Here is a 25640-nt window from a genome sequence, read left to right on the forward strand (position 1 = left end):
GCTACAAACAACCTTTTCATTAGCCAAAGAGCAGCCCTTCATTATGTTTAGCCTCAACTTTGATATCAGCGAATTTTTAACTCAATACTGGCAAAAAAAACCAATTCTAATAAAAAATGCTTTCCCAAATTTTGAAGATCTGATCAGTGCAGATGAGCTTGCCGGCCTAGCCTGTGAAGAGTCAGTAGCATCACGAGTAGTTGTGACTAAACCTAATGATTGGCAAATTGTTGAAGGCCCTTTTGAAGACTATGACCAATTTGGTGATAAAAACTGGCAGCTGCTGGTTCAAGCGTTAAACCACTGGCATCCAGATTCAAGTGATTTTATAAATGCCTTTCGCTTTATTCCCGACTGGCGCTTTGATGACTTAATGGTTTCTTTCGCAACCCCAGGTGGCGGTGTTGGTGCACATATCGATAATTACGATGTGTTTATCATTCAAGGCGAAGGCCAGCGCCACTGGACTGTTGGTGACAAAGGCCAATACGCGCCTAAAAATAATGATCCGACAACACCGCTGATTGAAGGTTTTGAACCTATTATTGATGCCGTACTTGAAAAAGGCGATCTGCTCTATATTCCGCCAGGCTATCCGCATCAAGGGCAAACGCTAACTCTTGCAATGAGCTACTCCATTGGCTTTCGCGCCCCAAGTCAGCAAGAGCTATTTAGTGAGCTCGCTGACTCACTCATTGACAACAACAGCGGCCTCAAGCGTTTTACTTCAAGTAACGAGCCAAAGCTTGCTAGCCAAATAAGTACATCACATCAGCAAGACATGATGGCGTTAATTACAGAACTTGCAGCTAATCCAGATAACTACCAAGCCATGCTAGGTAAAATGCTTAGCCAAAACCGATTTGAATTGGATCTCTGCGAACCAGAAGAACCCTACTCAGTAGAAGATATTACCGATTACCTTAGCCAAGGTGCATTGCTATACCGAATAGGTGGATTAAAGCTACTGCATATCGAAGGTGATAGCGTACAGCGGATATTTGTCAATGGTGAAGCATTTGAATACCCGGCGCACATAGAAGCCGACATTAAAGATTTGTGCGAAAACTTTCGCTTTTCTAACCCGCAAGCATTAGCGCTAACTCAAACGCCAGCCACCCAACAGTTATTACTCAGCCTGTTGAATTTAGGCTACTTTTACTTTGGTGAGTAATCGTCTATTCATAAACTAAAAAGGCATCCATAGGATGCCTTTTTACTGCAATGATAATCTTACAGTATTAGCCTTTAGGGCCCCAGATATTGTCATCTGCCTGCATTTTATAAAGGCTTTCAGCGCGAGACACTAAAAGCTGGGCAAATTTTGCCTGAGCAGGATCTTTTGTTAAACCTGAACGCTGAATGTTTTCAGCTTTCATCTGCCACATCATCGAAAAATGTCTTAAAGCTTCTCGAGCTGTCGCTGCAACACTCACCTCTACATAATCAGAAGGTAAATCTCCTGACATGACCCAGTAAGTTTGTTTAGTTGGCTTTTTAGAATCAATTTTCCATAACGCAACATAAGGGGCTAAATAACGGCTTTCTTCAGGGTGAACCTTATGTGGCATAATGCCTTTCTCAGCCAAAAATTTGTTTGCTTTTTGAAACTGAGCTCGAGTCCACTCTTGGATTTGCTGTTCTTGATCTACTACTTCTTCAGCCATTTTAACTTCCTTTCTTATTGTTATTTTTGCTTCTGTCTTCTCGAAAAGATAAAAACCTTTTCACACTTCTGACCCTTAAACTAAGCAACAACTTTACGTTAACGTAAAGTGGAAAGCAAAATTGCCAGACAGATCACAAATATTCCGAGTCTTTACTTTATTGAGAGTATCCCTAAATGCTATCGTTCTGCAATAAATATAACAAGTAGACCACTCTGTAATCCTACAGCGGCGGTCATTCGATGCTCACAGCGGAGATCAACAAGTGGCAATTTTCAATCACATCTCGTTCGACGACCATGAACAGGTCGTTTTTTGTCATGATAAAGAAAGCGGCTTAAAAGCCATTATTGCAATCCACAATACTAACCTTGGACCTGCAGTAGGTGGTTGTAGAATGTGGAACTATGAGTCAGATGACGAAGCTATTACTGACGTACTGCGCTTATCACGCGGCATGACATATAAGAATGCGATGGCAGGTTTAAAAATGGGTGGTGGTAAGTCTGTTATTATTGCCGATCCGAAAATACAAGACAGAGAAGCGCTATTTAGAGCCTTTGGCCGTTGTATTGATACCTTAGGTGGCAAATACTACTCAGCTGAAGATGTGGGCGTTTCAACTTCTGACATCATGATTGCGCATCAAGAAACACCTTATATGGCAGGTCTTGAAGGTAAGAGTGGCGACCCATCGCCTTTTACTGCTCTAGGCACCTATTTAGGTATTAAAGCTGCTGTGAAGCATCAACGCGGACTTGATAGCCTTAAAGGTTTAAAAATCTCTGTGCAAGGTGTTGGCCATGTAGGTTATTACCTATGCCGTCACCTTCATGCTGAAGATGCTGAACTTATCGTTACTGACATTCATCAATCTTCACTTGATAGAGTTGCAAATGAATTTGGCGCAACTGTTGTTGCGCCACAAGATATCTATCACCAAGACGTTGATGTTTACGCCCCATGTGCCCTAGGTGCAACGATTAACGACATCACTATTCCAATGCTTAAAGCAACAATCGTTGCAGGTTGTGCCAACAATCAGCTAGCTGAAGTGCGCCATGGTGAAATGCTAAAGGATCTAGGCATTTTATACGCCCCTGACTATGTAATTAATGCTGGCGGCATTATCAACGTGTCATTTGAAAAAGATTATGACGCGTCAGCTGCAACTGCAAAAGTAGAAGAAATTTATAATACGTTACTGACAGTTTTCTCTCATGCAGATGAGCAAAACCGTACAACTGGTGATGTGGCTGACGAGATGGCAAGAAACATCATTAACTCGGCAAAATAGTCGCTTACTGTAATAAGCTTTAAAGCTAAATACCCAGCCTGAGTGCTGGGTATTTTTATTTAAAAATACCCTTCATTATTGGCATAACTTTACTTTTAAATCATATTCATAGTATTACTGCTGAATACGAGTCTGTATTTCTGTAACTGGAAAAACTCAATTTCATCTGCTTGACTTATAAGCTCCCTCATTTAACAAGGCTTATGGTTATGGCGATATTTAAATATGCACTCAATCAAGACAATATTGAATTGCAAGCCAGTAACTGGTCAGGATTAGAGGAGATGTTTATTAATGGCAAACGCGTATCTAGAAAGCTAAACTTTAGTCAGCATAGTAAGCACAACTTAACGTTAAAAGATGGTAAAGCTGCAACTTTATTACTCTTGCTCGACCCTAGTACCGAGCAGCTAGTTTGCCATATCTACAAACAAAACAATTTAGTCGCTAGTTTAAAGCAAGGTAAAAAAGAGCTTTACCGCAGCCGTCAACTCACTCAACAAGCCATACTTTCTATCGGGCTTATGCTGGTATTTTTTCTCACTTTTAACTAGTTTCAAGTGCTAAAAGTTCACTCTAGCTATGGGCTATAGCCTTCAAACTGCATAGTGTCATTGAGTCATTTCAAGACTTAATATGCCACTCACAGCGACTATGCTTGTCATTACAGTGTTGTTCACTTCGCTCTTAATCCCTATACGTGCCTTATGAAGTGAAGTCACTGTCCGATTAAAAGCTCTAACCCCACAGAGAAAACGGCTTCTAATTAGAACGATAACCCGTAAAAGCTATTCGCTCTGCACGACCTAACATAATGTAACTGAGCTAGCGTTAATACAAATCAGTTGAGTGTTTTGATAGTTACCGCTGCCAGCCGTCACTGTTGTAATCGCGAGTTTTTGTTCAAGCTCATTATGTTCTCTCAGCTCTACTTTTAAAATCGTGCCATCGCGAACAAAGCTAATAGCATCTACAAAGTCACCTACATTAAGATCGCGATACAGTTTGACCGTGATACTGCCAATTGAACGTGGCTCTAGCCGCCCCTCTTCAATAATTACGTTGTTACCATTGCTGAGGTTCATAACCTTAATAAACACTCCACCAGCGCCTTGATGCTCTGTTGACTCGGCTGATACCGCTGGAATATTGGCGGCTGGCTCAACTTGATGTGCAGGCGTTTTGGATTTATTGATATTAATCGAACAAGCAGTGAGTAAAGTTACTGCACAGATCGTTACCAGAAACGACTTCATGTTTTTTCCTTTTGGCTATCGTTAGCGACTTCAATTGAAAATCATATAGGGATGCCGACAAAGGCAAAGTTGAAAACCTCGCAAACGACTTAAACAGGACAACTTAAACAAGATAACTTAGCTGGATAGGTTCAAATTGAATTGCAAAGTATCGTCTTATCGAGTGTAAATACATCATCAGTATAGCGCTTTAGAAAGCGCCTAATAAAGGCATTACATCACTATTGCTTAGCAATCTAAGTTATTTATAACGATTGATTTTATTGAGTAATAATAGGAATTGCGCCCGTTCTTCAAACTCTAGATTATCTAAGAAAGCCTCATTGACTCTTTCAGCCTCCCTCACTAAGTCTTGCTCTAGGGCTTTGCCGTTATCAGTGAGGTAAATTTGAAATGCGCGGCGGTTCTCTGCATCTTGGTGGCGGGTAATCAACCCTTGCTGTTGAAGCTGATCAAGCAGGCGAGTCATAGTGTAGTTTGCCACATCACAGCGTTTTGAGAGAGCGGTTTGTGTCACGCCCTCCTCTTGCCATAATGAAAACAAAACAGGCCAAAGTTTGATATCTAACTCGTATCGTTTAAGGCGCTGATCTAATGCGTTTTGCAGATCAACGTTCAAATGAGATACCAAGTCACCTAGACTCTCAAATCGATTCAATTAGCACCTCCATAGCGCTGCGGGGCTTGTACTAATCTTATCATCTACATCAAAAGAAACTAGCATTACTGGATGCTATTTATTCAGCATTGATTAAAATGCTTAAAATTCATTAATTTGAATTAAGAAGTTACTTTGAAAAAAACAAAAGCAGATTAACGGTAATAAATAAGTATTTTAGGCAATAAACTCGTTAACAAAACGATAGAAACACGCCCTTGCAAGTTTTGCTTCAACACCACGGGCAAGGATAACGATGACAGCATCGTCATGCACGATAAACTCATCAAAATCCTTAATAATATGTTCGGTTTCGATATTGGATTGAAGTAAATAGTGGCCATCATCATCCGCTTGATAATCAACAATCAGTAGCGCTTGTTCAACAACTTTTACCCTTAGTTTCTCAACGGGTGTGATCAGAAAGTATTCATCATCAATACGGTTTAGAATGCTAGCAAATAACTTGCAAAATTTTAGTGGTAACTTGCCTGATTGATAGAACCAATCACCTTTCGCATTGATTTCAAAAAAAACGGTTTCGGTGCAGAGATCTTGTCTATTAGAAAAAGAAGCTAACACATCACCTGCACTGCCCGATTCATGCGTAGTGCTCATTGCTAATCGCTCCTAATTTGATAATAAACGTTATCGGCATTGATAGCTGCTTTATATAAACTGCTTTGCAATTTTCATTCAGCAATGCCGTTTTAAAAAAACGTATCACAAGTAGACAAAATCATATTGTTAAGATAGTAAAAAACCACCTACTTTAGCAGGTGGTTTACAAAGTGATTAAAACAAGTTTAGTAGAGCTTCAACCGGATGTTTAGGCTTAAAACCACTAAAGCGCTTTACTTGGCTTCGACAAGAATAACCAGAAATCAGCACTTGAGATTGTGGCAACTTCGCCAAGGTTTGCTCCCAAGACATACTATAAAGTGTTTTAGAGCGCTCCAAGTTTTCGGCCTCATGGCCGTATGTGCCAGCCATACCACAACAACCTAAATTAACCGTATTAAGCTTAGCGCCAAAGTGCGCAAAAATACCTTTCCACTCATTAGCGGTATTCGGCTTAGCAGTAGACTCCGTACAATGGCTAAACCAAGTAAATTCCTTGGCGTTTTCATCAGTTAACACTTCTCTAGCAGGTACTTTATTTAGCGCATCTAATAGCCATTCATTTGCAAGTTTTACATGGAAATCACCGCGTGCGCCCGCTAACACTTCTTTATATTCGTCGCGATAACACAGTACTAATGCCGGATCGATGCCAACCATTGGCATATTAAGCTCAGCCACTTTATTGAGGAAATCTGCCGTTGACTTAGCTGTGCGAGCAAATTTGTCGAGGAAACCTTTAATATGAATAGGTTTACCATTTGGCTTAAATGGTAATAACACCGGCTTAAGACCAAGCTTTTCAATCAACTGGATAAAGTGATAAACCGTACCGGCTTCATAAAAGCTATTGAAAGGATCTTGTACCACCAGCACATATTGGCTGCGTTCACTTTCAGGGATTTGTTGCAAGGCAGCTAAATCATAACCGCGACTCGGATGCCCTTCTAAGCGTTGTTTTAACGTCGGTACAGATAACGCCGGTGCGTCTACATATCCTAGTGACTTTTTAATGACCCATTTACTCAGACTATTTTGCGATACCGCATTCACAAGTCTTGGCGCGCTGGCCATCAAGGGTAAAGAATCTTCAATCCCTGCCACCAAATAGTCTTTTGCTGGGCGTAAATAACGCTGATAGTAAATATCGAAGAACTGCGCTCTAAATTTAGGCACATCGACTTTGACCGGGCACTGGCTAGAACATGCTTTACAGGCTAAGCACCCCTTTAATGACTCCATCACTTCATGGGAATAATCGTATTCTTTATCAATTTTCAAGGTGTTTTGTGCACGCTGCAACCAACCTAAAGGTTTAGCTCGAGCAAGCTCTTTGACATCAACACCTTCAGCTTCTAACAAACGCAACCATTCACGCATTAAACCAGCTCGGCCTTTAGGGGAATGAATACGATCCCCTGTGACCTTGAATGACGGGCACATAGGTGAATAAACACTGTAGTTAAAGCAAAGACCATTACCGTTACAATTCATTACATCAGGAAAAGCTTCACGAGTTTTTATCGGTATTTGTCTATCAAAAGCACCACGCTTTACGCTATCGACGTTGTACAACATTGGGCCACTATTTTTTGGCGCCACCAACTTACCAGGATTAAGCTTATTCTTAGGATCAAATAACCCTTTTACTTCTTCTAGCAAGCCATAAAGGTGCTCACCAAATACTGCAGGACCATATTCACCACGCACACCTTTACCGTGTTCGCCCCACATTAAGCCGCCATATTTAAGAGTTAAGTCAGCAACTTGATCAGAAATCGTTTTAAGTAAACGCTCATCTTGCTCATCACACATATCCAGCGCTGGTCGCACGTGCAGAACACCAGCATCGACATGACCAAACATGCCATATTGTAATTGGTGGCTATCAAGCAGCGCTCTAAACTCTAAAATAAAGTCAGCCAACTTTTCGGGTGGCACAGCGGTATCTTCAGCAAAAGCGATAGGTTTACGCGTACCTTTTGCAGCGCCTAATAGTCCAACTGCCTTTTTACGCATCGCATAAATAGTGTTGATACTGGCTTTATCTGATGTGACTTGATAGCCCAGTAATCCCGCTTCACTTTGATTTATTTGCGCATTAAGCATGGATTCTAAATTTGCAACGCGTGCCTCTACATCAGCTTGCTCACCGGCAAACTCAACCATATTAAGGCCATCAATATCTTTACCTGGTACGTCTTTGATAAGCTCGGATACCGAATGCCAAATAATATCTTGTTTAGCCAGATTTAAAACTTTTGAGTCGACTGTTTCAACCACAGTTGCATTCGCTTTTACCAGATCTGGAGCGTGGCGAAGCGCAGATTCAAACGAGTCATACTTGATATTGACCATCATCCGACAAGTCGGCAAAGGGGTAATATTTAATTTTGCCTCAGTGATCACCGCGAGCGTACCTTCGGAGCCTGCGATAATGCGCGATAAATCAAAATGCTCCAGCTTATCGTCCCACACATTTTTTAAGTCATAGCCCGTTAAAAAGCGGTTTAACTTAGGGAAACGCTGCTCGATTTGCTCACGATTGCCCTGACACATATCAGCAATGCTAGAAATAAGTTGCTGGCCTAATACATTGTCTGTAACTGAGTCGATATTAGCTAATTGTTCTTTGCTTACCGGAGATGTACTTAATAATGAACCATCAAATAAGGCACTGGTTAACCCCAATACATGATCAGAAGTTTTACCGTAAACGAGTGAACCTGCACCTGATGCATCTGTGTTAATCATACCGCCAAGGGTTGCTCGATTTGATGTCGAAAGATCAGGACTAAAGAAAAAGCCATGAGGCCGCAATGCATCATTAAGGGCATCTTTTACTACACCAGCTTGCACTCGAACCCAACCTTCAGCAGCATTAACTTCCAGCACTTGGTTCATGTAACGAGACATGTCAACAATAATGCCATGGGTCAATGACTGCCCATTAGTGCCGGTTCCACCGCCACGTGCGCTAAACACTACTTTTTCAAATTCTGCGTTATTGGCAAGCATTAGCGCAAATTGCACATCTTGCGCCGTTTTTGGGTATATCACAGCTTGAGGCAAAAACTGGTAAACAGAGTTATCGGTCGCTTGGGCTAAACGCGCACTGTAACGCGTGTCGATATCACCAGAAAATGCGCCCTGTTCCAATGCAGATAAAAAAGAAAGGTAGATAGGTTCAAGTGTTTGTTGATGCGATAACTTGGGTAACATAGCTGCTTCTGTCATTTATTATTTTTAGGGTATGTCGGCATTATAAACATAAAAAAAGCCGCTCAATAGCGGCTTTTTTAACGAAATGTTAAATCACGCAGATTTAACCATTCATTTTAACACTGATAAAGACTGTTATGCGTGTGCTTCAGCAAGGTATAACCAAGTGTCAATAACAGTATCTGGGTTAAGAGATACAGTATCGATTCCTTGCTCTACTAGCCAAGCTGCAAAGTCAGGGTGATCTGATGGGCCTTGACCACAAATACCCACATAAGCACCTTTAGCTTTAGCCGCTTTAATTGCTAGCGCCAGCAGAGCTTTAACCGCTTCATTACGCTCATCAAACAGGTGGCTAATGATGCCTGAATCTCGGTCAAGACCAAGAGTCAGCTGGGTTAAGTCGTTAGAACCGATAGAGAAACCATCGAAATACTCTAGGAACTGGTCAGCTAGCAATGCGTTTGAAGGTAGCTCACACATCATGATAACGCGTAGACCATCTTTACCGCGCTCAAGACCTTGCTCTTTTAGTAGCTCAATAACTTGCGCCGCTTCATCAAGCGTACGAACGAATGGGATCATGATTTCAACGTTCTTCAGACCCATGTCATTACGAACACGCTTAATTGCTTCACATTCAAGTGCAAAACAATCGCGGAATGATTCAGAGATGTAGCGGCTAGCGCCACGGAAGCCCAACATTGGGTTTTCTTCTTCAGGCTCGTAACGGTCACCACCAACCAAGTTAGCGTATTCGTTTGACTTAAAGTCTGACATACGAACAATCACTTTCTTTGGATGGAAAGCTGAACCGATTGTTGCAATACCTTCAACAAGGCGCGCCACGTAGTATTCTACTGGTGACTCGTAACCCGCGATCATCTCGTGGATCTCTTGTTGTAGCTCTGCAGTTTGGTCGTTGAACTCAAGCAATGCTTTAGGGTGAATACCAATCATACGGTTGATAATGAACTCAAGACGCGCAAGACCAACACCTTCGTTAGGTAGACGAGCAAAGTCAAACGCTCGGTCAGGGTTACCCACGTTCATAGTGATCTTCATTGGCAATTCAGGCATTGCATCAACACGTGATGACACAACATCAAACTCTTGCAGGCCACTGTAGATATAACCTGTATCACCCTCAGCACAAGAAACCGTAATTTCTTGACCGCTTTGGATACGTTCAGTGACATCGCCACAACCAACAACTGCTGGTACACCTAGCTCACGTGCAATAATAGCTGCGTGACAAGTTCGACCACCACGGTTAGTTACAATTGCGCTGGCACGCTTCATGATTGGTTCCCAATCAGGGTCTGTCATGTCGGTAACTAACACATCGCCTGGTTGGATTTGGTCCATATCGTCGATTGACTTAAGTACCTTAGCAACGCCTTTACCAATCTTGTGACCAATCGCGCGGCCTTCACAAACTACATCACCTTGAGTTTTAAGGTGGTAGCGTTCAATAAGCTGCACATCTTCACGAGAACGAACAGTTTCAGGACGAGCCTGTACGATATACAACTTACCGTCGTTACCGTCTTTAGCCCATTCGATGTCCATTGGACGACCATAATGCTTCTCGATAGTCATAGCTTGCTTAGCAAGTTCTTGTACTTCAGCATCGTTGATAGAGAATTCGCGGCGCTTGTCTGCTGCGATATCTTCAATCTTAACTTGCTTACCATGTGACTCATCATCTGAGTACACCATTTGGATAAGCTTGCTACCGATGTTGCGGCGAACAACCGCTTTATGTCCAGCAACTAGAGTTGGCTTGTGCACATAAAATTCGTCAGGGTTAACTGCACCTTGAACAACCATTTCACCTAGACCGAATGAAGAAGTAATAAATACCACATCATTGTTACCAGATTCAGTGTCCATGGTAAACATTACACCTGAAGCCGCTTTATCTGAGCGTACCATGCGCTGAATACCAGCTGACAAAGCAACGCCTTTATGGTCATATCCTTGGTGAACACGGTATGAAATGGCACGGTCGTTGAATAAAGAAGCAAATACATGCTTCGTTGCTTCAAGAACGGCGTCATAACCCTTAACGTTTAGGAAAGTTTCTTGTTGGCCAGCAAATGATGCGTCTGGCATATCTTCAGCTGTTGCAGAAGAACGCACAGCGAAAGATGCATCAGTTGTTTCAGAGCTAAGCTGGTCGTAAGCTTCACGAACTGCTTGCTCAAATTCTGGGTGGAATGGGGTGTCGATAACCCACTGTCTAATCTGTGCACCGGCTGTAGCGAGTGCGTTCACGTCATCTACATCTAGGGATTCTAGAATTTCGTATATCTTCTGGTTAAGTCCACTTTGTTCAAGAAATTCATTGAACGCAAAAGATGTTGTTGCGAATCCACCAGGCACTTGAACGCCTGCATTTGATAGATTGCTAATCATCTCACCAAGAGAAGCGTTTTTACCGCCTACCTTGTTAACATCGCCCATGCCTAATTCTTGATACCAGAGTACGTATTGCTGCACAGTTTTTATCTCCGCAAGTATATTTTTAGTGTGGCTCTTCACACGAGAGCAGAGGCATCTTACACTCCATGACAACAAGCGTAAATGTATAATTTTATTTGTAATTTTATTACTACAAGAGGTCAAAATGTTACGTAAAGTATTCTATATCTCAGATGGGACAGCGATCACAGCAGAGGTGTTTGGTCACGCAGTGCTATCGCAGTTTCCGCTTGAATTTGATGCACTTACAATTCCGTTCGTAGAAACCGTTGCCAAAGCAGAAGCCGTAAAGGCCCAAATAAATGATTGTTTTATTACAACAGGTGAACGGCCGTTAGTTTTCCATTCTATCGTTAAAGCAGAGATTAGAGATGTCATCTATAGCAGTGAAGGCTTAGATTATGACTTTTTGAATACTTTTGTCGCGCCATTAGAAAAACAACTAGGTATTGCTGCTGCTCCGGCACTGCATCGCACCCATGGTAAAACTAATGATGGTTATGAAGCGCGTATCGATGCGATTAACTACGCAATGGAAAATGATGACGGTCAAACCATGAAGCATATGGATAAAGCCGACTTAATTTTGCTCGGGGTATCGCGCTGCGGTAAAACCCCATCGAGTTTATACCTTTCTATGCAATTTGGTATAAAGGCAGCAAACTACCCATTTACCGAAGATGATATGGATAACTTAAAGTTACCAGATGCATTGAAGCGTAATAAGAGTAAGTTATTCGGACTAACAATTAATCCGGAAAGATTGCACGAAATTCGTCAAAGTCGCATGTCAGACAGCCGCTACTCTTCGCTGCGCCAGTGTCGCTTAGAGGTAAAAGAGGTCGAGATGATGTATAAACGCGAGCGTATTCCATTCGTCAACACAACTAACCACTCTGTTGAAGAAATCGCCACCAAGATCATTGAGGCAACAGGATTAAAACGCCATATGTTCTAAACCCTCTCTAAAGTAGTAACATTGAAATTAAAGGCTTTTTAACCTAAAAGCCTTTAATTTATATCAAATAAATATCGATATAGTGAAAATTAGCGCCATTTTTAAGGCAATTGCCACTGTGCATAGACAAACTATTAGTTATAATCCGAGTAATTAAGGCGAAAGCCATACGAACGCTCGGTATTGTGAATGACCATTAAAACAGACGAACTACGCACATCCCTTTTATGTAAGGTAATTTCACCTGCACAACTCGCTTCTGAATACCCTTTAACTCAAGATGCCGCTGACTACCTTGTTCAGCAACGCCGTGAAGTTGAGGCTATTATCAGTGGTGAAGACCAACGCCTACTCGTAATCATTGGCCCTTGTTCAATCCACGACACAGAAGCTGCACTCGATTATGCCCAGCGCTTAGCTGAGCTACATCAACAGTATAAAGATGACTTATGCATCTTAATGCGTGTTTATTTTGAAAAGCCACGTACAACCGTAGGCTGGAAAGGACTTATTTCTGATCCAGATCTAGATGGCAGTTTCAGCCCGAACAAAGGCTTACGTAAAGCACGTCATTTACTGCAGCAGATCACCGAACTTAAGTTGCCTATTGCTACAGAATTTTTAGATATGGTGAATGGTCAGTATATTGCTGATTTAATCACTTGGGGCGCTATCGGCGCTCGCACCACCGAAAGCCAAATACACCGTGAAATGGCATCGGCACTTTCATGCCCAGTCGGCTTTAAAAATGGTACTAACGGTAGTATTGATATCGCTGTTGACGCAGTGCGTGCCGCCCAGGCTCCTCACATCTTCTACTCGCCAGATAAAGATGGTGCAATGGCTGTATACCGTACTCACGGTAATCCATTTGGTCATATTATTTTACGTGGTGGTAAAGAGCCAAACTACCACGCAGAAGATATTGCAGCGGCAGCAGCACAACTAGATAGTGTTGGTGTGACTCAGCGTATGGTGGTTGACTTTAGCCATGGTAATAGCCGCAAGATGCATAAAGAACAATTAAATGTTGCTGAGTCCATTATGCAGCAAATGGCACAAGGTTCGACCTCAATTGCAGGCATTATGGCTGAAAGCTTTATCGAAGAAGGTAACCAAAAAGTCGTTGCTGGTGAAGAGCTTGTTTACGGTAAGAGCATTACCGATGCCTGTATAGACTGGGAAGATTCAAAAGTCTTATTAAGCGATCTTGCTAAGGCTTCTCGATCAAGAGTTGAATTGCTAAAGCAAAAATAACAACTCAGTTATATTGCTAGCACTGATGTTAGCAAACCTATTTAAAACGCACTGCTCCATTCGAGCAATGCGTTTTTTTTCGCCCGAAAATGCCACCAATCACGCTCAAGCTTCTGTTGCGATCATATCAATCGACTAATACACTTGTACCTAACCTGTTATAAAATGACAAAAACGGCTATAATCTCGCCTCTTTAAAATGCATAACCACAGGTTGCCGTATGCCATTGTCGCAAGACCCTCAAGTTTTTCCAGAAGAAGTCGCCCTCAGAATCGAACAATCTGAAGCACGAGTGATCAAAGCTGTTTTTCCATCAATAACCAATCACCATAACACCCTGTTTGGCGGTGAAGCATTAGCTTGGATGGATGAGACTGCATTTATTGCAGCAACGCGTTTTTGCCGTAAAACCTTAGTCACAGTTAGCTCTGACAGAATCGATTTTAATAAACCGATTCCTGCAGGTACCTTAGCTGAAATTATTGCTCGAGTGATCCACGTAGGTAATACTTCAATTAAAGTAGAAGTGAACATTTTCGTTGAAGACATGTATCAAGATCATAGAGACCATGCGATTCGCGGGGTATTTACCTTTGTTGCCGTTGACGAAGAACGTAAGCCAACAGCAGTTTGGCCGCCACACAGCTAGCATGAGTTTTTAGTTACATTAGGTATGTATATCAAAATTTAAGCGATTATTGAGCTGTTTAATTTGCAGCTTAAATTTTGATATACAAATAAACATTACGAGCGACTATTCACCGCCCTTTTCTTTCTTGTTCAAGAGAGATTTCAAGCAGCTAGCCTGCCATAGACCAAAGTCTAAGTTCTGCAATTATTTTAACAAATAGTAACTTTTAAGCAGAAAAGCCATAGAATAGCTTGTCATTTATCTGTTACATTGAACTATCTTCACGTGCAACCAAAACAACCCTATAAAGCCATGAAGCCTGAAAATTTAAATATAATTATTGCTGACGACCATCCGTTATTTCGTAACGCACTTAGACAAGCTTTATCATCTGAGTTTACTAATACCCAATGGTTTGAAGCAGATAGCGCAGAAGCGTTACAAAACTTACTCGAAAATGATGAGGTTGAGTATGATGCCGTATTACTCGATTTGCAGATGCCCGGCTCCCATGGATATTCAACACTAATCCACTTGAGAACTCACTTTCAAGACTTGCCTGTGGTAGTTATCTCTGCTCATGAAGATAACCTTACCATTAGCCGCGCTATCCATTATGGCAGCTCAGGCTTCATTCCTAAGTCATCCTCAATGGAAACCCTAGCAGAAGCACTTGAAGCGGTACTTTTTGGCGATGTGTGGCTGCCACAAGATGTCGAGCTACAAGAGATCAATGAAGACGAAACAGATCAAATGGCGAGTAAACTTGCCGATCTAACACCGCAGCAATATAAAGTACTGCAAATGTTTGCAGAGGGCTTGCTAAACAAACAAATCGCTTACGACTTAGGTGTTTCTGAGGCGACAATCAAAGCCCATGCAACAGCAATATTTAGAAAGCTTGGCGTAAGAAACCGCACTCAAGCAGTCATTGCACTACAACAGCTAGAAATGGATAAAGTCGATATTTAACCTAGATAAGCACCGCTAACAATCTTGCTAGCGGTTCTCTCCTTCACTACATCTGTCATTAACAACCACAACTTGCACAGCTAAATAACACAGCTTAGTAAATTTGTTTTTCTGTGCCGAATTCATGGTATAAATCTTTGCCTATTTAATACTCAGGCCATTTCTAAGCAGACTATTTACTTCATTCTAAGCAATTACTTGTCGATATAAATTTCAGCGTCTATCTTCAATAGTAGCTTCAAAGTTTAACCAACCAGCCAATGATGCATTGTCGACAGTGGTATCCGGAAATCCTGCGGATGAGATAAGCATAACTGACGATTTAACCAAGGAATGTGATATGAAAAAACTCGGTCTAGCAATGATTATTTTAGCACTTAGCGCTTGTGCCTCTTCCCCTGCAACTTGGAAAGGTATGTCAGAAAGAGATATCGCGGAATGGAAAGAGATTGGCTTTAATGCAGAGCAAGCACAAGCATGGAAAGGCGCAGGGTTTAATGCGGAGCAATCAAGTAGCTGGTCAAAGCAAGGGTTTAATTTAGAAAGTGCACAAAGCTGGAAAAGCCAGTCTTTCAATCCGCAAGAAGCTAACAGTTGGAAAACCGGTGGTTTCGATGTTGAAAGTGCAGTGGAATCAAGAGATAAAGGCTTAACACCTGTAAAAGTCGAATAAAATAAGCCACTAATGCTGAAAAGCTTAAGCGCTTATTACCTCATAATTAAAAAGGTACGCTAATTGCGTACCTTTTTATTATCAACTGTAAGTTAACCCTTATACTCAATAATCTCTACAGAGCCCTCCTCTGCTAGATTCTCTCTACTAAGCTTTCTTTACCAAACTTGAGATCAGTGCTCTTAATGCCGCAGGTTTTACCATTTTAGCCATATAGTGATATCGCCTTCTTTGCATATCCTCAATAAGATCTTTACGGGTATTAGCAGTAATTAATATCCCAGGCAGATGCTCGCCATAGAGATTTCTAATACCGTCCATCGCATCAACGCCATTTTGGCCGTCATCAAGATGATAATCTGCAAGCACGATGTCAGGCGCTACGCCTTTAAGGCCTAGCTTGATCCTTGCGTCAGCTAAATCTTTGGCGCAAATAACCTCGCATTGCCAGCGGCTAAGTAGGCTTTCAAGCCCTGCTAGAATCGCCTCTTCATTATCAATACATAACACCTTTACCCCTGCTAAAGGTTGCTGCAGCGACGGTGCTCTTTTGGCTTTAGGAGCGGTATTCTTCTCACCTAAAGGCACTCGAATCGAAAACACTGAGCCTTTACCAAGCTCAGAGGTTACATTTATCTCATGAGACAAGACACGGCTTATTCTGTCAGCGATAGCAAGGCCTAGACCTAAACCGCTCACGCTCTTACTTTCAGGGTTATCTAAACGCTTAAACTCTTTAAAGATCTCTGAAGTTTCACTCTCATCAATTCCGCAACCTGTGTCGATTACTTGGATTTCAATTTCTGAGCCTCGATGACGACAGCCAAGTAGAACTCGATTGCCCTTGGCATATCGGTAAGCATTGGTTAGGAAATTTTGCAGCACTCGGCGCAGCAAACTTGGGTCAGAATTAATCGTCACCGAGCTTGCAACGAAACCAAATTTAATTGAGCAGTCTTTTGACATGGCATCAAACTCTACCGCTAAACCATCTAATAGATCGGCAATGGCGAAATCTCGACGATTAACATCCACCATCCCAGAATCAAGTTTAGAGATATCCAATAAGTCGGTCAGCAACTCTCCGGCAATTTTTAATGAGCTATTGACATGGTTAAGGGTGGTTTTTCCCTCTTGGTCAAGATTGGGATATTGCGATAAAGAGGCTGTAAACAACCTCGCGGCATTTAGCGGCTGCATCAAGTCATGGCCTACAGCCGCTAAAAATCGACTTTTTGAGGCGTTAGCCATCTCTTCTTGGGCTTTTGATTCAAGTAACTGACTGTTAAGCAAAGCAAGCTCATAAGTACGCTCTTGCACTCTAGCTTCTAACGTTTCATTGGCTTCTTGCAGCGCTTTAGCTTGTAGTCGGTATTGGGTGATATCGGTAAAAGTCATTACAAAGCCACCACCGGGCATTGGATTACCCTGAATTTTAATCACTTTACCGTCTTTACGTTGTCGCTCTGATACATGGGGGGTACCGTTACGCATGTGCTGCACACGCTTCTCAACTTGTTGTTCTATCTCGCCTTGGCCGCAGTAACCTCGCTCAGCATTAAAACGCACGACATCGCTTATAGGCATACCTGCCTGCAAAAAGCTATCTGGATAGTTATACAACTCGGCGTATTTATAATTCCACGCAACAAGGTTAAGATCTTTATCGACCACACTCATGCCTTCATAGGCGTGCTCAATCGCACCACGTAGCATATCTTGGCTTAAAATAATTTTAGATGATGCCTCATCAACCAAGCTAAACACTTCATCTAACGCAAGATCTCGCCCTTGCAAAACCGAATCAAGCACCAGTGATGCGCTTGATGCACCTAGTACGCCAGCTAGCATATGCTCAGTATGAGCAATAAGTTCTGGTGGCGCGGCTTTATGCCAACTGTCGCTTTTAACTGCTTCTTCTGAAAAAGAAGAAAAACTCTCATAAGCACGTGTTGGACTAACAAAGCGGCTCGCCAGAATTAATAAGTCCTGTTGAGAGACCGGCGCATTTTTACGGTTAGTGTCTTTTTTAAGCTGACCGGGTGTAACAAATGCACTCGCCTGCATCCGCTCGGCAACGCCCGCTCTAAACCAAACTGAGCCCAGCATGTAACATGCGCTATTTGCGAGTAATGCAATTAAAATATCGCGCACATTAGGGGTAATAGACTCAAGCAAAGCAAACTCCGTCGTCACAATAGACGGCGAATTGACCGCACCTTGCATTAAAATATAACACCAGCAACCAAAGCCTACTGTTAAACCTAAAAATACCCCACTTCGGTTGCCATGCTTCCAATACATACCACCGATTAATGCCGGTGCTAATTGAGCAAATGCGCCAAACGACAACATACCTAACGACGATAGTGAGTCGTTATCCATAAAAGATAGGTAACTAAAGTAGCCAAGTCCCAAAATAAGCATAATGGCTAAACGACGTGCATTTAGTAACAACTGTGAAAACTGGCTAAAATTACGCGCTTTGATCTGCCCAGTACGCAACATTAACGGTACCAGCCACTCATTACTGACCATTACGCTAATAGTCACAACGGCAACTATTACCATGCCGGTTGCGGCAGATAGTGTACCGAGTAAAGCAACAACGGCTAACCAAGGTTGGTCGAGCGCTAACGGAAGGTTTATTACATAGGTGTCTGCAGCCACAGCGTCGCCAAGTAGTAACTTACCTGCAAGCGCTAACGGCGCGACAAACATACCAAAAAGTAATAAATACAGCGGAAATAACCAACGCGCTTTTATGATGGTTTTCTCATTTTCACATTCAACCATCATCACGTGAAACTGTCTTGGCATACACAAAAATGCCGCCATCCCCACTAACAACTCAGGCGTTAAAGATTCCAGTCGAATATTGGGATTATTAATCAAATCTTGCTCTGAGGCTTGGCGCCAAATATCGCCAAAACCATCAAACACGCCAAAGCTAATAACAATACCAACCAGCAGAAATGCGCCTAGCTTCACCAATGACTCAAAAGCGATGGCCAACATCATGCCGGGATTGTGCTCGGTTGCATCGAGCTTACGAGTACCAAATAAAATAGCAAACACCGCAAGTATTGCCGTGATAATAAGTGACACTTTAGCGCCGTCAAATAATGCGCCATCAGGCTGGAACAAATTAAGACTGAATACCATCGCTTTTAGCTGCAGAGCAATATAGGGCATGATCCCAAAAAGAGCGATAAGCGTGACAATAGCGGCGAGTAGTTGAGATTTACCGTAACGGGCAGCGATAAAGTCGGCTACAGAAGTAATATTTTGTGCTTTGGAAACAATGACCATTTTACGCAGTAGGCCAAAACCAAAAATGAAAATAACTATCGGACCAATAAAGATAGGTAAGAAAGACCATAAGTCTTGAGCGGATTGACCAACTGTTCCGAGAAAGCTCCAAGACGAGCAATAAACAGCCAAGCTCAAACCGTAGATCCATGTTTGCAAACGTTTAGTTACGCCGCTAAACCAACGCTCTGCACCCCACGCCAACAAAAATAGCAATAACACATAAACAATGGCTATTGAGCCAACTAAAACGGTCAAATTCATAGGGTTCTCATTTTTTTGGACTATTTTGCGGCAAAAAGCGGACGAAATCCAGCCGAATTAAGATTACAACCAACTAAAAAATAAGGAAAATATATTACTAGACCAAGGTCTAATAGAGAAAGAGGCCGTTCCCAATTCATACTCAGCTTACGCATTATTAGATAAGGGAAGCCCAATGAGCACGCAGTCTCTCTATAAAGTACCAAGTGACATCGCTGCAAACGCACTGGTAAACGACGAACAATATAAAAAAATGTATCAGGAGTCGATAGTCAATCCTGAAGGTTTCTGGAGAGAACACGGCAACCGTATCGACTGGATCAAACCATTTACTAAAGTTAAAGAAACTTCTTTCGACGACCACAATTTATTTATTAAGTGGTTTTATGACGGTACGCTCAACGCCTCTGCTAACTGTCTAGACAGACACCTAGAAAACAATGCCGACAAATTGGCAATTATCTGGGAAGGCGATGACGCAAACGATCAACGTACCCTAACCTACGGCGAGTTACATGCAGAAGTGTGTAAATTTGCCAATGCTTTACGTAGTCAAGGCGTACGCCGCGGCGACGTGGTTACTGTGTATATGCCAATGGTACCGGAAGCCGCCATCGCAATGCTTGCATGTGCCCGCATAGGTGCAATCCACTCTGTGGTATTTGGTGGTTTCTCACCGGATTCAATTGCCTCTCGCGTCATCGATGGTAATTCAAAAGTGGTTATTACCGCCGATGAAGGCGTGCGTGGTGGCCGCATTATTCCGCTTAAAGCTAACATTGATGAAGCTTTATCTCACCCAGATGTTAACTGCATCGAAAAAGTCATTGTTATGAAGCGCACCGGCGGCGATATCAACTGGGTTGAAGGTCGTGATATCTGGTGGGAATCATTAATGGAAACCGCTTCAGAGCATTGTGTTGCTGAAGAAATGGGTGCTGAAGACCCACTGTTCCTACTTTACACTTCAGGCTCAACCGGCAACCCTAAAGGCGTACTCCATACAACCGGTGGTTACATGGTTTACGCGGCAATGACCCATGAGTACGTATTTGACTACAAAGAAAACGAAGTTTACTGGTGTACAGCCGATGTAGGTTGGATCACTGGTCACTCATACATGGTTTACGGCCCACTTGCGAACGGCGCGACGGTGCTTATTCATGAAGGTGTACCAAATTATCCAAGCCCAGCTCGTCTTGGTGAGATGATTGATCGCCACAAGGTTAATATTCTTTATACTGCACCAACACTCATCCGCGCATTGATGGCGGAAGGTAAAGAGCAGTTTGCCAGCTTTGACGGTAGCTCACTACGCATTATGGGTTCGGTCGGCGAACCAATTAACCCTGAGGCATGGCGCTGGTATAACGATGTCATTGGTCATGAAAAATGCCCAATTGTTGATACATGGTGGCAAACTGAAACTGGCGGTATTTTGATTAGCCCACTGCCAGGAGCAACTGATACTAAACCTGGTTCTGCAACGCGTCCATTCTTCGGTGTACAGCCTGCTCTTGTTGATAACATGGGTAATATTGTTGAGGGAGCAACTGAAGGTAACCTAGTTATCTTAGACTCTTGGCCAGGACAAATGCGTACAGTATTTGGTGATCACGACAGATTTGTCCTCACTTACTTTAAAACCTTTAGAGGTATGTACTTTACTGGTGACGGCGCAAAACGTGACGAAGATGGTTACTACTGGATCACTGGTCGTGTAGATGATGTTATTAATGTTTCTGGTCACCGTTTAGGTACAGCTGAAGTCGAAAGCGCATTAGTCTCACATGAGCAAGTTGCCGAAGCAGCCGTTGTTGGCTACCCGCATGATATTAAAGGCCAAGGGATCTACGCTTATGTCACTTTAACTAAAGGGACTGTTGAGACCGAGGAACTACGTCAAGAGCTTCGTCAATGGGTTAGGAAAGAGATTGGCGCATTAGCGACCCCTGATCTTATTCAGTGGGCTGGCGGCCTACCTAAAACACGCTCTGGTAAAATCATGCGTCGCTTCTTACGTAAGATTGCAGCCAATGAAGTGACTAACCTAGGTGACTCTTCTACTCTGGCAGATCCTGCAGTCATCGATACCTTAATCGAGACACGTCTAAATCGCAGTGAATAAGCGATTTAATCACTTTGATTGTGTTATATCCCTGGCCCCTCTTTGAGGGGCTTTTTTTGTTTACCGCCTTAGTCCAAATATGGGATCATTTCAGATATCGTTTTAAATTAACTTAGGTCTATTTGTGCAACTAAGAGATTACCAACAGCAATCGGTTGATGCCGCCATAAGCCACTTTAAAGCTAGCACCGACTCCGCCGTACTGGTTTTACCAACTGGCGCGGGCAAAAGTATTGTGATTGCTGAACTTGCTCGAATAGCAAAAGGACGAGTACTAGTCCTAACCCATGTAAAAGAGCTTGTTGCACAAAATGCTGAAAAAGTTGGTCTATTAACAACTGAAGCTAAAATCTATTCGGCAGGACTCAATCAAAAATCAACTGATGGTAAAACCGTTGTCGCAAGCATTCAATCTGCAGTTAAACAACCGACTCAGTTTGATGAGCCATATAGCTTAGTCATTATTGATGAATGTCATCGTGTTAGCCCAGATAAAGGCAGCCAATACCAACAGTTGCTCAGTCACCTCAAATCTAAAAATAGCCAGCTAAGGTTGTTGGGACTGACAGCCACACCTTATCGACTAGATCTGGGTTGGATCTATCGCCATCACTACCACGGAAAAGTTGGCAACACTGAAAAACCTGTATTTGAAAAATGCATATTTGAATTGCCAATGCGCCCTCTTATTAAGCAGGGCTTCTTAAGCCAACCCAAAATGTTTGATGGCTTAAGTGCGCAATATGACTTTAGTGAACTAACAGCATCTGCAACAGGTGAATATAACGAGAAAGAAGTAAACTCTATTCTTAATCACTGCGGCCGCGCCACAACGGCAATTGTTAAGCAACTTATCGATTTTGGTGCCAGCCGCCAAGGGATTATTATATTTGCAGCTACTGTTAAACACGCTGAAGAGATTGTCGAAAAGCTCGCATCTGAGCAAGTTGCGCTTATTACCGCCAAAACATCTCGAGAAGATCGCGACAGGTTGATCAACGAGTTTAAAGCCAAGCAAATAAAGTATTTAGTCAATGTAGCCGTATTAACTACCGGCTTTGACGCACCTCATGTTGATCTTATCGCTATATTGCGCCCTACGGCCTCTGTAAGCCTATTTCAACAGATGGTTGGCCGAGGGTTAAGAATTGATAAAAATAAGGCTGAGTGCCTTGTGATTGATTATGCGGCAAATGGTTATGACCTTTTTTATCCGGAAGTTGGCCAACCAAAACCCAATAGTAAATGTAAGCCTGTACAAGTGCATTGCCCAGTTTGTGATTTTGCCAATATATTTTGGGGATTAACTGATAATGATGGCGATATCATCGAGCACTTTGGCAGACGTTGCCAGGCTGTGGTTGAAGTTAACGGCAAGAAAGAGCAATGCGATTTCCGTTTCCGCTCTAAATCATGTCCAAACTGCGGTGAAGAAAACGACATTGCAGCTAAAGTCTGCCAACATTGCCAATCCGTTTTGGTTGACCCTGACAAGCGCCTTAAAGAAGTGTTGCAACAAAAACATCATCATCTATTTAAATGTCAAAGTATGCTCCTAGAAGCACAAACAGAACGCCTAATGGTGCGCTACATAGATATCGATGGTAATGATTTTTGCCGTTACTTTAAAATGCAAACGCCTGCGCAGATCCGTGCCGTTTTTGCTCTGTTTATTTTTCCCCATAGCCGCACTCCAGGTATGCAATACAAAAAATATAAGCTGCCGCAACAACTCGTTGATGACCAAGCGTTATTTAGGAAGCCTGATTTATTATTACTAAAAAAAGGCAGAAAAGGTTGGGAGCTAATGGAGTCAATATTTGACTATAAAGGGCGTTATCAAACTGAAAAGTCTCATTTTGAATGAAATTAGTTAATGTGATGAAGCCGACTTTGAATATCAAATAGAACAATTGCAGTGGCTATGATATAAAGTGCTCAAGCTAAAACTGAGGAAGCTATTATGTTTGTTGTAATTTTCGGTCGTCCAGGTTGTCCTTATTGTGTACGTGCAGTACAAGTTGCTGAGCAGCTAACTGAAAAGCGTGATGATTTTAAATTCAAGTACGTAGACATTCACGCAGAAGGGATCAGTAAAGCTGATCTAGAGAAAACTGTTGGTAAGCCAGTTGAAACCGTTCCACAAATCTTTGTAGATCAAGACCATATTGGTGGCTGCACTGAGTTTGAACAATACGTTAGAGATAACAACTTAATGCCAGCGGCTTAAGTTTAAAATTCAATAAAAAAGGAGGCTTATGCCTCCTTTTTAGTTTTACTTCAATCACCTATAGCACATACTTCATAGAGAAAATCACACGGTTAAGCTCTCCGTCAACACCGTTTTCTTTAGTGTTTTTCGCGTACATATACTCAACACCAACGGTTAACGGCTTTACTGGTGAATACAGTAAATTGATATAACCCGAATAAGAGTCCTTGTTGACGTTATTTCCGCTTAAATCGATATTATTATCAGCTTTAAAGCCTGAACCGGTAATACTTGTTCTCCACTTATCGTTCCACCAGTGACGGTAAGAGATATAGCCACCGTAAGAGCCAATGGTTTCGATATCACCATTACCATCTAATACACCTGCATTCACATAGTTTAGCGCCATATAACGCCCAAGCCCTTCACCATATGTCGCCGACATTTTAATGTCATCTTGACCAACTGGGATCACACCTGTAAAGCTCACACCGTAACCAAACTCAGTTGCATCGATTGGGTTAGGCGTATTTTTGTCCATTTCAATATTAAGCTGACGGGCAATACCAGCAAAAGTGAACGCCATGCCACTTTCCGTTTTCATATTATAACGAGCAACAAAGTCAGGGATCATACCACTTCCGCTTGTTACGCGCGCTCCAGCTGGATCTCTGTAGCTATTCAAGGTTGTTTCAGGATTTTCAGCAGAGAACTGAAAACCACCATTGGTGTATCGAACCATAGTTTGACGAACAAATGGCGTACCATCCGCAGCCCCAACAAAGTCTAGATTTTCAGGCAAAGCACCAGGGTTTTGGAATGTCGTCCACATTTGACCCGCGGCCCAATTATCAAAGCTTACAAATGCTTGGCGAATACGCGGAGAATAACTATTTGAAACGCGTTCATTACCATCGGTGTGAGTCATAAAGTCCAGCTCAATAAAGCCTGAAAGTTTATGCCCATTTAGGTCAGTAGATGTTTTGAAGTTAAACCGAGATTCTCTAGCTTGAAAATCTACAACCTGCTTGCCATTACTTGCATCGCCATAAATGGTGCCCGGCACGTAAAACTGACGAGATAAGCTGCCAGAGTCTGGTGCACCGTTACTATAATCGCTAAACATTACATCTGCTTTCACATAGCCGCCAAATTGAAAGTCTGTATCAGCTTGAGCACCAAAGCTCATAGCGGTAATGGTTGCAGCTCCAATTAGCGTTAACTTTGCTTGTTTCATTCCCTTTCTCCCAGATACTTTTTATTATCCATACAAAATATGACCGAGTTAACAACTAGACAACATTAGCAATAGGTCTATTAGACAAAGGTATTGCGCAAGCAGCTAATTTATAACATCCGAATGTCACGTTGTTATATTAGTAAAGAATGAAGCAAAGTGTTAATTCATCATAAAAGTTATGTAGTTAGGCCGTCTTAGTGATTCTATATGTTTCACTAACACTTCATCATAACTTGACCAAAAATAAACATTTTTCCCTTAAAAACAAAACCTTAATGTCGAGCAAAGCGTTCTATTAAATCGTTAAAAATAATTTGTAAAATCACTAAAGAATTAGGCACTTTAATTAGACAAATGCACCTTTGTTATTCAGGGAGCAACTGCAAGTAACTAAAAAAAGTTGGCTAATTTGTCTAAAAATGCTCACATAAAAGCTAAGTAATTACATTTACGGTACTTAATAAATCTTGTGCAATGATTTGGGAGAACTTGAATAAATGAGGGTGGAATAAAAGATATCGTGAATCGGAAAAGATTCGATCATTCGGTCAATTCGACAAAGAGCAAAGCCAACTGCATGCTCGATTATAAACTCGACTGAGCTAAAACGATTCTTGATTAGTAGTTTTAACTAAAAAATAATAGGGATTTAAACAAGGAAGGTAAATAAAAGAAGTGGTGGGTCGTGAAGGATTCGAACCTTCGACCAATTGGTTAAAAGCCAACTGCTCTACCGACTGAGCTAACGACCCATCTAGTATTGCTTTCTACTTCTTTTACCACT

At 42.1% G+C, this 25640-nt stretch carries 19 protein-coding genes and 1 tRNA gene; 11 read left to right on the forward strand and 9 right to left on the reverse strand.

Annotation, left to right across the window (positions count from 1 at the left end; translation table 11 throughout):
* Nucleotides 1-43 precede the first annotated feature (43 nt).
* Nucleotides 44-1174, forward strand: coding sequence for a ribosomal protein uL16 3-hydroxylase (locus L2740_RS20030; RefSeq protein WP_248951795.1), 1131 nt, complete (start codon nucleotides 44-46; stop codon nucleotides 1172-1174).
* Nucleotides 1175-1241: 67 nt separating this feature from the next.
* On the opposite strand, the gene L2740_RS20035 is transcribed toward L2740_RS20030, so the two are convergent.
* Entirely contained in the window at nucleotides 1242-1667 is a 426-nt protein-coding gene (locus L2740_RS20035; protein ID WP_248470679.1) for a DUF4826 family protein, read from the reverse strand.
* A 265-nt stretch (nucleotides 1668-1932) separates the two neighbouring features.
* Here L2740_RS20035 and L2740_RS20040 point away from each other — a divergent pair, with 265 nt between their 5' ends.
* Together L2740_RS20040 and L2740_RS20045 are read left to right on the forward strand one after the other, a co-directional pair.
* Nucleotides 1933-2964: a Glu/Leu/Phe/Val dehydrogenase dimerization domain-containing protein gene (locus tag L2740_RS20040; RefSeq protein WP_248951796.1), complete on the forward strand. Its 1032-nt coding sequence runs from the start codon at nucleotides 1933-1935 to the stop codon at nucleotides 2962-2964.
* A gap of 209 nt (nucleotides 2965-3173) precedes the next feature.
* Nucleotides 3174-3518 (forward strand): hypothetical protein, encoded by a 345-nt coding sequence (locus tag L2740_RS20045; RefSeq protein ID WP_248951797.1) that lies wholly within the window; start codon nucleotides 3174-3176, stop codon nucleotides 3516-3518.
* Nucleotides 3519-3770: 252 nt separating this feature from the next.
* Here L2740_RS20045 and L2740_RS20050 read toward each other — a convergent pair whose 3' ends face one another.
* The 5 genes from L2740_RS20050 to ppsA form a co-directional block, all read right to left on the reverse strand.
* Nucleotides 3771-4220: a PliI family lysozyme inhibitor of I-type lysozyme gene (locus tag L2740_RS20050; RefSeq protein ID WP_248951798.1), complete on the reverse strand. Its 450-nt coding sequence runs from the start codon at nucleotides 4218-4220 to the stop codon at nucleotides 3771-3773.
* A 241-nt stretch (nucleotides 4221-4461) separates the two neighbouring features.
* Nucleotides 4462-4878, reverse strand: a complete 417-nt coding sequence (locus L2740_RS20055; protein ID WP_248951800.1) for a MarR family winged helix-turn-helix transcriptional regulator — start codon at nucleotides 4876-4878, stop codon at nucleotides 4462-4464.
* A 177-nt stretch (nucleotides 4879-5055) separates the two neighbouring features.
* A complete protein-coding gene (locus L2740_RS20060) occupies nucleotides 5056-5496 on the reverse strand; it encodes a DUF1285 domain-containing protein (protein ID WP_248951801.1) in 441 nt (146 codons plus the stop codon).
* Nucleotides 5497-5673: 177 nt separating this feature from the next.
* The gene (ydiJ, locus tag L2740_RS20065) at nucleotides 5674-8721 is read right to left on the reverse strand and encodes a D-2-hydroxyglutarate dehydrogenase YdiJ (protein WP_248951809.1); all 3048 of its coding nucleotides are present in this window, start codon (nucleotides 8719-8721) and stop codon (nucleotides 5674-5676) included.
* Between the two features lie 135 nt (nucleotides 8722-8856).
* Nucleotides 8857-11226 carry a phosphoenolpyruvate synthase gene (gene ppsA / locus L2740_RS20070; RefSeq protein ID WP_248951802.1) on the reverse strand — a complete coding sequence of 790 codons (2370 nt, stop codon included), beginning with the start codon at nucleotides 11224-11226 and terminating at the stop codon, nucleotides 8857-8859.
* A 127-nt stretch (nucleotides 11227-11353) separates the two neighbouring features.
* On the opposite strand from ppsA, the gene ppsR reads away from it, so the two are divergent.
* From ppsR to L2740_RS20095, 5 genes are all read left to right on the forward strand, one after another.
* Nucleotides 11354-12166, forward strand: coding sequence for a posphoenolpyruvate synthetase regulatory kinase/phosphorylase PpsR (gene ppsR, locus L2740_RS20075; RefSeq protein WP_248470686.1), 813 nt, complete (start codon nucleotides 11354-11356; stop codon nucleotides 12164-12166).
* 189 nt (nucleotides 12167-12355) lie between these two features.
* Nucleotides 12356-13423: a 3-deoxy-7-phosphoheptulonate synthase gene (locus L2740_RS20080; protein ID WP_248951803.1), complete on the forward strand. Its 1068-nt coding sequence runs from the start codon at nucleotides 12356-12358 to the stop codon at nucleotides 13421-13423.
* A gap of 221 nt (nucleotides 13424-13644) precedes the next feature.
* Nucleotides 13645-14073: an acyl-CoA thioesterase gene (locus tag L2740_RS20085; protein ID WP_248470688.1), complete on the forward strand. Its 429-nt coding sequence runs from the start codon at nucleotides 13645-13647 to the stop codon at nucleotides 14071-14073.
* A gap of 294 nt (nucleotides 14074-14367) precedes the next feature.
* Nucleotides 14368-15027 carry a response regulator transcription factor gene (locus L2740_RS20090; RefSeq protein WP_248951811.1) on the forward strand — a complete coding sequence of 220 codons (660 nt, stop codon included), beginning with the start codon at nucleotides 14368-14370 and terminating at the stop codon, nucleotides 15025-15027.
* 340 nt (nucleotides 15028-15367) lie between these two features.
* The gene (locus tag L2740_RS20095; RefSeq protein WP_248951804.1) at nucleotides 15368-15700 is read left to right on the forward strand and encodes a hypothetical protein; all 333 of its coding nucleotides are present in this window, start codon (nucleotides 15368-15370) and stop codon (nucleotides 15698-15700) included.
* A 147-nt stretch (nucleotides 15701-15847) separates the two neighbouring features.
* Here the strand turns inward: L2740_RS20095 and L2740_RS20100 are convergent, their stop codons facing one another.
* Nucleotides 15848-19276 carry a PAS domain-containing hybrid sensor histidine kinase/response regulator gene (locus L2740_RS20100; protein ID WP_248951805.1) on the reverse strand — a complete coding sequence of 1143 codons (3429 nt, stop codon included), beginning with the start codon at nucleotides 19274-19276 and terminating at the stop codon, nucleotides 15848-15850.
* A 175-nt stretch (nucleotides 19277-19451) separates the two neighbouring features.
* On the opposite strand from L2740_RS20100, the gene acs reads away from it, so the two are divergent.
* The 3 genes from acs to L2740_RS20115 all read left to right on the forward strand — a co-directional run bounded on the left by acs (nucleotide 19452) and on the right by L2740_RS20115 (nucleotide 23634).
* Entirely contained in the window at nucleotides 19452-21404 is a 1953-nt protein-coding gene (acs, locus tag L2740_RS20105; RefSeq protein ID WP_248951806.1) for an acetate--CoA ligase, read from the forward strand.
* 124 nt (nucleotides 21405-21528) lie between these two features.
* Complete coding sequence (radD, locus tag L2740_RS20110; protein ID WP_248951807.1) at nucleotides 21529-23271, forward strand: DNA repair helicase RadD; 1743 nt, start codon at nucleotides 21529-21531, stop codon at nucleotides 23269-23271.
* A 96-nt stretch (nucleotides 23272-23367) separates the two neighbouring features.
* Nucleotides 23368-23634: a GrxA family glutaredoxin gene (locus tag L2740_RS20115; protein ID WP_248470693.1), complete on the forward strand. Its 267-nt coding sequence runs from the start codon at nucleotides 23368-23370 to the stop codon at nucleotides 23632-23634.
* A 58-nt stretch (nucleotides 23635-23692) separates the two neighbouring features.
* Here L2740_RS20115 and L2740_RS20120 read toward each other — a convergent pair whose 3' ends face one another.
* Complete coding sequence (locus L2740_RS20120; protein WP_248951808.1) at nucleotides 23693-24853, reverse strand: DcaP family trimeric outer membrane transporter; 1161 nt, start codon at nucleotides 24851-24853, stop codon at nucleotides 23693-23695.
* Nucleotides 24854-25532: 679 nt separating this feature from the next.
* Nucleotides 25533-25608: transfer RNA gene (locus L2740_RS20125), tRNA-Lys, on the reverse strand.
* Nucleotides 25609-25640: the final 32 nt, after the last annotated feature.

Origin of the sequence: Shewanella pneumatophori (assembly GCF_023283895.1) — a bacterium.
Lineage (GTDB): Bacteria > Pseudomonadota > Gammaproteobacteria > Enterobacterales > Shewanellaceae > Shewanella > Shewanella pneumatophori.

What these genes read in the sequence shown, in the direction of transcription:
- L2740_RS20035 (WP_248470679.1), bottom strand. Translation starts at nt 1,667, where the DNA reads ATGGCTGAAGAAGTAGTAGATCAAGAACAGCAAATCCAAGAGTGGACT.
- L2740_RS20115 (WP_248470693.1), top strand. Translation starts at nt 23,368, where the DNA reads ATGTTTGTTGTAATTTTCGGTCGTCCAGGTTGTCCTTATTGTGTACGT.
- L2740_RS20030 (WP_248951795.1), top strand. Translation starts at nt 44, where the DNA reads ATGTTTAGCCTCAACTTTGATATCAGCGAATTTTTAACTCAATACTGG.
- L2740_RS20045 (WP_248951797.1), top strand. Translation starts at nt 3,174, where the DNA reads ATGGCGATATTTAAATATGCACTCAATCAAGACAATATTGAATTGCAA.
- ppsR (WP_248470686.1), top strand. Translation starts at nt 11,354, where the DNA reads ATGTTACGTAAAGTATTCTATATCTCAGATGGGACAGCGATCACAGCA.
- L2740_RS20090 (WP_248951811.1), top strand. Translation starts at nt 14,368, where the DNA reads ATGAAGCCTGAAAATTTAAATATAATTATTGCTGACGACCATCCGTTA.
- L2740_RS20085 (WP_248470688.1), top strand. Translation starts at nt 13,645, where the DNA reads ATGCCATTGTCGCAAGACCCTCAAGTTTTTCCAGAAGAAGTCGCCCTC.
- acs (WP_248951806.1), top strand. Translation starts at nt 19,452, where the DNA reads ATGAGCACGCAGTCTCTCTATAAAGTACCAAGTGACATCGCTGCAAAC.
- L2740_RS20060 (WP_248951801.1), bottom strand. Translation starts at nt 5,496, where the DNA reads ATGAGCACTACGCATGAATCGGGCAGTGCAGGTGATGTGTTAGCTTCT.
- L2740_RS20080 (WP_248951803.1), top strand. Translation starts at nt 12,356, where the DNA reads ATGACCATTAAAACAGACGAACTACGCACATCCCTTTTATGTAAGGTA.
- ydiJ (WP_248951809.1), bottom strand. Translation starts at nt 8,721, where the DNA reads ATGTTACCCAAGTTATCGCATCAACAAACACTTGAACCTATCTACCTT.
- L2740_RS20095 (WP_248951804.1), top strand. Translation starts at nt 15,368, where the DNA reads ATGAAAAAACTCGGTCTAGCAATGATTATTTTAGCACTTAGCGCTTGT.
- L2740_RS20100 (WP_248951805.1), bottom strand. Translation starts at nt 19,276, where the DNA reads ATGAATTTGACCGTTTTAGTTGGCTCAATAGCCATTGTTTATGTGTTA.
- L2740_RS20120 (WP_248951808.1), bottom strand. Translation starts at nt 24,853, where the DNA reads ATGAAACAAGCAAAGTTAACGCTAATTGGAGCTGCAACCATTACCGCT.
- L2740_RS20050 (WP_248951798.1), bottom strand. Translation starts at nt 4,220, where the DNA reads ATGAAGTCGTTTCTGGTAACGATCTGTGCAGTAACTTTACTCACTGCT.